Source organism: Glaciimonas sp. GG7 (genome assembly GCF_052976905.1).
The window spans coordinates 1-287 of the sequence record NZ_JBRIIQ010000251.1 but is presented as its reverse complement, the minus strand read 5'-3'; the positions used below and the strand labels follow the sequence as shown (position 1 = coordinate 287).

Genomic DNA, 287 nt, shown 5'->3' with positions numbered 1-287 from the left:
CCAGGAATAAGGACAGGCTGACATTGCCGATGACCAGAATGGCGCGTTCGAATATTTTGTATCCGAACACTAACGACAGACCGTTGCTGAGCACGACGCCGACAAACAAGACGGTGACAAAGGTTGGTAATTCAAACGCCGTGCCGCTAAGCAAGTTGGAGATCATGGTGCCCACTGACAGGCACACGGCGATCAATGCCAGCGCCTCTATAAACGATTGCGGTGTAATCAAATCGATTCGTGCTCGATGAACCGGGCGCTTAGAGAAGCTATCATCGACTGCCCAT

The 287-nt window shown here is 51.6% G+C and carries 1 protein-coding gene; it reads right to left on the bottom strand.

The window, feature by feature from the left end:
- Positions 1–232: sodium/glutamate symporter (locus ACVBEF_RS21390; RefSeq protein ID WP_447125904.1), on the bottom strand; the 232-nt coding region annotated here is incomplete at its 3' end.
- Between the last annotated feature and the right edge of the window lie 55 nt (positions 233–287).